The organism is Cyanobacteriota bacterium, from assembly GCA_027618255.1.
Lineage (GTDB): Bacteria > Cyanobacteriota > Vampirovibrionia > LMEP-6097 > LMEP-6097 > JABHOV01.
In genome coordinates this window covers 1-5,796 of the sequence record JAQCFG010000090.1, presented here as the reverse complement: position 1 = coordinate 5,796, position 5,796 = coordinate 1, and the positions used below count along the sequence as shown (strand labels likewise).

General features: G+C 37.9%; 3 protein-coding genes. 2 read left to right on the top strand and 1 reads right to left on the bottom strand.

Features of this window, described 5'->3' with window-relative positions; translation table 11 throughout:
• Positions 1-140 precede the first annotated feature (140 nt).
• Entirely contained in the window at positions 141-2,216 is a 2,076-nt protein-coding gene (locus O3C63_09325) for a hypothetical protein (GenBank protein ID MDA0773125.1), read from the bottom strand.
• A gap of 173 nt (positions 2,217-2,389) precedes the next feature.
• Between O3C63_09325 and O3C63_09320 the strand changes: the two genes are divergently transcribed.
• Positions 2,390-5,152 carry a hypothetical protein gene (locus O3C63_09320; protein MDA0773124.1) on the top strand — a complete coding sequence of 921 codons (2,763 nt, stop codon included), beginning with the start codon at positions 2,390-2,392 and terminating at the stop codon, positions 5,150-5,152.
• Between the two features lie 71 nt (positions 5,153-5,223).
• Complete coding sequence (gene rpsJ, locus O3C63_09315; GenBank protein ID MDA0773123.1) at positions 5,224-5,553, top strand: 30S ribosomal protein S10; 330 nt, start codon at positions 5,224-5,226, stop codon at positions 5,551-5,553.
• Positions 5,554-5,796: the final 243 nt, after the last annotated feature.

Genomic DNA, 5,796 nt, shown 5'->3' with positions numbered 1-5,796 from the left:
GAGATTTGCAATCCGTGAGGGTGGTAAGACTGTTGGTGCTGGTGTTGTTGCATCAATTATTGAATAGTCTGTCTTCGCTTCGCTACGACGCGATTTAATTTAAATAAAAAAGCCCCGCAGTGATGTGGGGCTTTTTGCTTTTAGTAACAAGAACCACTACCAGCTATGACTTCCCAGCTTTGTATATAAACACAAAGCGCACCTGATTTATGCATAAATATATCACCTGGAGCTGGATTAATTGGAGCTTCAGGGAGAGGCTCTAATCTCATAACACCAGAAATATGTAATGAACGCTTTGGTTCATTGGTATTAATGCCGACTCTAGGTTGGTTTCCAGATTTTCCCATAAGTTCTGCTAATTCAGTTTTATAATTTTCAACATTGCCTATCCATCTATCAATGTGAGCTTTTAACCAAGCGTATCTTGCGGCATATGGACTATAGTATTCAATTCTAGATTCTAGATTAGTAATATTGCGTTCCAGGTCTTTCATTCTCTTAGTCATTGTAAGTCCTGTTGTTGCAAAGATAGCTGTTGATTCTTGAAAACCAATCAATAAACTATTTTCATGATTATTGGTGATGTCATGACCTATGACTATACTTGATTCACCATTGGCGGTAGCATGCTGTCCAATTGCAATACTATGTTCGGCTTCTGCTTTATTTGAGCTACCCATGGCAATACTGCCAGTACCTCGAGCAATGTTTTCGTAACCTAATGCTACAGGCCCTTTAGCTTCTTCTGGTTGTCCTGAGGCTTTTTCTATTGTGCGAACAGCCATATTTTTGTAACCTAGTGTTATTGCAGAGTTACCTTCTGACCTATTGCGCATACCAATAGTTGCAGAACCTTCTCCTGAGACGCTATTGACACCACCACTTGCAAATAGTCCATGATTGACAATCAATGAACTTGTCAAAGTACCTGCAACAATGCTGTCACTAGCAAGCTTGCCAGCACTAAGTGTCTTATTGACTATGACAGATCCGATCCTCGCATTCTTTTGAATTTGCAAAGATTTAGCACTGATAGTTTCTTGGACTTTCATGTTACCGGCTACATCTAATTTTGCTGATGGATTGATGGTGCCAATACCGACACTGCCTGTATTACCATTGCTAACTGAATCTCCAACGAATAAAGTTGGAGTGCTACTGTTGAAGCCAACGATTAAACTGTTTTGAGTGCTGTTTACAAGTGAAGACATTCCACCACTGTTAGTGTGATATCCACGCCCGATAGTGAAAGCATTGTCTGCAAATGAAGAAACCATTTCACCCATGGCTAATGAGCCAGGATTCTCTGCGTGTGTGTTAACACCAATTGATATGGATCTTTTACCTATTGCATTTGATGAGGTGCCTAGAGCTAGTGCAAAGTCTGCTTGGGCGTTACCTGATAATGAAGTTGCATATCTACCTACTGCATTAGAACTTACACCAATTGCTGTAGCATAGTCTCTTTGGGCATTGGCTATACGACCAATTGCTGTGGTGAACTGACCTTCTGCTTTAGCCTCTGAACCAATTGCAAGAGCATAATTTTCTTTAGCTTCAGCCGAACTACCTATTGCAATTGTTGTATCTCCTTGAGCAATAGTTTCATCACCAATTGCAATAGCCTCTCTGCCATCAGCCATTGAAGCAGAAAGAATACTAAGTGCATTTTGGCCGTTTGCTGTGGAGAAATTACCAATCGCTATAGAATTTAACTCTTTGGCTCTGGAGCTAACTCCAATTGCAATCGCTGTTTCACCTGTTGCTGAACTTCTTGCACCAAGTGCCGTTGCTTGATCCCCATTGGCAATAGATTTGAAACCTAGCGCTGTTGATTCACTGGTGCCTGCAAGTGCTTCACTACCAATTGCAATGCCATGTTTGCTTGTGGTAATACTAAATCTACCCATTGCAATAGAGCCATATAGTTTAGCATCGCCTCCGGCAGCTTCAAAGCTAGTTTGGTCTTGAGTACAATGGTAAACTTCTAATTTACTACCATTGCCAATAATTTGGGTAACAGAGTTTAAATCACCGATATAACCAGCACATGATTTAATGACTTCTAAGAATTTCTTGTCAAAGTTAAGAAATGGGAATAATTCTTTGACAGATTTTGACTCTACTTCTGCATTTGTTAATCTCGCTTGAGATGCTGTTGGATTCATTAATAAAATCCCGGCTACTAAAAATACTCTAATTAAGTTCTTCACTTATACCCCTTTTTTTGTGAACTCCGTCCCCCCGAACACAATTTAGAATTGCAGTTTTCGGTTATACATAGGTTAAGAACGGATAAGTTTTAATTAGATTATTTTAATCTCTTGGTTTTTTAATTAGTTATTAACTTTTATTTGTTAAGTCAGTTGTATTAGTGGGGAAATAAATGTCAAAAATAATCAGATCAAGTTTTAGTGTTTTAGTTTTAATAAGTTTGGTTTTGAGTGCAAATCCTGTGTTTGCTAAAAAATTCACAAAAAAACAAAGCCAAATTTATAAAAGAAAAATAGCAAAAATTAATGCCGAACAGGATGCAAAGTTACCACTAGAATTAGCCAATAAAAAAGCCAAGAAACTCAACGGTGAGCTTGTATTAATCATGGATCGCAAGGGTGAAGGTACTGAAGAATATTTTCTCAATTATAAAAATAAGGGTAATAACAAATCGATTAAATTATATTTCACAGATGATTTTGATCAAGCACTAATTAATACTCAGGTGACGGTTAACCTGTTAAAAAGAAGAAACAAAGCTGTTGTAATTGATATACAGCAGAAAAAATTTCTAGGTTTATTTGCTGCTGCTAGACAAAATCTTAAAATGGCCGTGACAGGAACTGAAAGGTTTTTAGCTGTCAGGGTTAGATGGGAAGATTCAAACTTCTCAGAATCTATGACTAAGCAAAGAGTTGACAAAATTATGTTCAGTGAGGTTCCTATTGATCTTGGTTATGAAGCTAACAGTGTAAAGAATTACTTTTCATACCATTCAGGTGGTGACTATACTATGACTGGTGAGACTTATGAACAAGAACTAGTATTAGATGGTACGACTCCAAGTTGTGATGATTTTTCTACTTATGGGGTTCATAATCTTGTTCAGGCAAAATTAGAAGAAGTTGCTCTAGGTTTAGACCTTGATGGTTTTGATAAGTTTCTTTATATCGTTCCTGACACCCATATTAATTGTGGTTGGGCTGGAATTGCACCTTTAGGTGGTAACTATTGCTATGTCAAAGCCTACAGCTCGCCACATGTTTATATCCATGAGATTGGACATAATTTAAAGATGCATCACGCTGCTAGAGTTTATGAATACAGTACTAATATCTCTGAATATGGTGATAATTCGGATGCAATGGGTTTCGGTGTTTCGTTAAATTCAGTGCATCGAGACCAAATGGGTTGGAAGCTTGCAGGTCAAGGTACTATTCTCGAAGCAGAAGCAAATGTGGCAGAGTTTAATCTTGTTTCACTTGATAGAGATGATGTAGCTGGCACAAGAGTTATCAAAATACCAAATCCATATTCAGATGATTTTACATATATTAGTTATAGAACTACTAATACTTATAGTTATGATTATGGCAACCAAAATACAGAAGGTGGATATTCGCGTATGCTTTCTATCCACAAGGGTGAAGGTGAACATTATCGTAAAACCTACTTGAAGAAAACTTTGGCAGTGACAGAGACATGGACTGATCCTGAAACAGGTTTTAGTTTTGCAGTTAGTTCTGCTAATGATGATTCAGCGATAATTCAATTTAGTAAAGAGAGTCCTGAGTTATATGATTTGAGTATTAGTCTCAATGAACTATCATCAAGTGTTGTGTCTCCTGGAGACAGCTTTACTACTAGACTGAGCATTGCTAACCTTATTGCTGCTAGTGATGAACAAGCAGTCGCAGCAAAAGGCGTAGAATTTGAGATGTATATTAATAGCCTCAATTTTAACCCAGGTCTAAGCTCTGATCTTATGGAGTGCTACGTCAGGGGTGGAGGTGATGTTGCAGATCGTAATAGATATTTAGTTTGTACTCTTGAGAATGAACTTGCACCTGGCGAGTCAGTTGACCTAGATTTGAGTTTTGCAACAGATGCATCTATAACAGAGCAAACTTATATATTTTTTGGCGGCGCTGTGGTTCGAGCATTTAATCGAGTTGATATTAATTCTATTAATGACAGATCAGAATATTCTGGTGTAACGGTTATCCCTAGTGATGATAGAAAAGAAATTGATTTAAGAGTTCTTGGTAGTTTTACAAAAGACGAGTATTTAGATTCTGAAAATATTGAATTGCATCTTGATGTTGCAAATATGGCCAATGGTAAATTTGCAGTAACTATAGAGCAAGCGTCAATTTTAGTTACAGTTCCAATTGGCCTAGACTCTGTGATGCTTCCTGATGTTTGTGTGCAAGGCGGTGTTGACTTTCTTGAGTGTAAACTTGAAAATATTGGACCAGAGCAAACCAGAAGCCTATATTTTAGCTTTAGTCTAGAAGAGGGTTTAGCTGCTGGCGAGAAACGGAATTATTTATTTGATTATATTGGTTTAAGTGGTTTAGGCTCCCAACCTGTTGATGCAATTGATCTTGATGAAACAAATAATTATTTATCGAATTTAAAGGTAAGTATTGTTGGAGATGAAGACCCAGTTGAACCACCACCAGAGCCGCCAGTTTCTAACGGCAACTATGCAGACATGGCTTTAAGCTTAGAACCTATAATTGCAATTGACCCGCAAGCCGAACTTAGTTATATAAAATCAGGTGAAAATATAGTGGTCTCTGTAATTGCTGAAAATAAATCTAGTAGAAGAGAAGGCAAGACTGCTTATGGGGTGAGTTTTAGTTCTCCGATACATTCAAGTCTTGAGTATGTCAATAATCCATACAGTGATGCTTGTAATATAAATCAAGGAGCTACTATGGTTAGTTGCAGTTGGGATTATATACCAGCAGAGTCTAAGAAACGTGAGACTTTGATATTTAAACCACAACCTGTTAGCTCGACTCCTATTTATTCTTTTGGAGCTGGCTCTAGACTTGAAACTCTCAACAATATAGAAGGGCTTGAAGTTGAAGATCCAGATCTAGGCAATAATACCCATGCTGAGCTTTATTGGCAAATTAGGGACTAGATTGCCGCAATACACATTAATAATATTTCTATGATTTAATTATCAGCCATTAGCTATAATTGACAGCTGATATGGCAACTAAAACAAAGAAAAAACAGCAAAACCGCATAAGAATCAGACTTAAGAGTTATGATGCGGTCAACCTTGATGCGTCAGCTAAACAAATAGTTGAGGCCGCAACAAGAACAGGAGCTAGAGTATCTGGTCCTATTCCTTTGCCAAGTAATATCAGAAGATATTGTGTTTTGAGATCGCCACACGTTGATAAAAAATCAAGAGAGCATTTTCAAATCAAAACTCATTCACGTTTGATTGATCTTGTTGATCCAACGCATGAGACTACTATTGCACTTAAAGACTTGGATCTGCCGGCGGGTGTAGATATCGCTGTCCGCGTTTAGAGCCCGTCCGAAAACCGCCATCTGCTGCGTTACGCTTGTTACAAAAAGTCATCATTGACGGCTCAGTCAACTCAGCCTTTTTGTAACTTCGCAAGCCTTGCATATGACGCTTTTCAAACAGCTCTAAGTTACAAGAGTAAAAAAATGATTTCTAACAAACTAAGAAACAAAATACTCCCCCAAGTTCAAAAACCAGGGCAATATCTTGGTAATGAATGGGGAGCGGCTCACAAGGACTGGGAC